This is a genomic window from Cyanobium sp. NIVA-CYA 375, from assembly GCF_056108345.1.
On sequence record NZ_JBSYHW010000341.1, the window covers coordinates 1 to 669 of the forward strand.

At 58.3% G+C, this 669-nt stretch carries 1 protein-coding gene; it reads left to right on the forward strand.

The features are described 5' to 3' along the window. Positions 1 to 479: 479 nt before the first annotated feature. A partial coding sequence (locus AC01FP_RS18460; RefSeq protein ID WP_474482319.1) for a hypothetical protein occupies positions 480 to 669 on the forward strand: 190 nt, incomplete at its 3' end.

Below are 669 nucleotides of genomic sequence, written 5' to 3' on the forward strand. Positions count from 1 at the left end.
TTGATTGAGGCAACACTAAATCACTGGTAACACGAATTGAGATTCAACGCGCCCGCCTACCTAATTGTCGCCGTGCACTGATGGCCGACAGTTGCCACGAAGCGTTTGGAATCGTGCAGCTGGAGGCAATGGCTTACGGGGTGCCAGCCATTGCCCTGCAACACCCGCGCAGTGGGGCCTACTGGGTGAGCCACACCCCATCCCAGCGCTGGGATGGTCATCGCGGCTCACTCGTGCCTTTCCTCGTCGCTCTGTCCAGACAACCCGAGTCCCACCTCATCCTGCTTCGACAAGAAACGCTTCAGAGATATGACAGCGAATTCCAACGGTCAATATGGATGAAACGGCTGCGGCAATTGCTTGAGCCATGACTACGATCTCCATCGGTGTCAACGCGCTCGATTTTTCCGGCTCCCACAGGCTTAAGTGTCTATGCGCAGCGTACGCTTCGTGGCCTGTCGCAGCGGCTCGCTCTGGATGTGCTGGCCTTTGCTGAGGGCAATTTCGGGCTCCAGCGTTATCCCCGTGGCGGCCTACCGCTCAGGCTGGGCAGCCGGCGAGCCGCCTGGGCTACTACAAAGGCGGTGTCTCAGTTCGGTGACTTTCAGGAAAGTTGTCACTCCTTGGCTGCCATTCAGGCGGCCTTGATTAAGGGTAGCGCCATGAGCG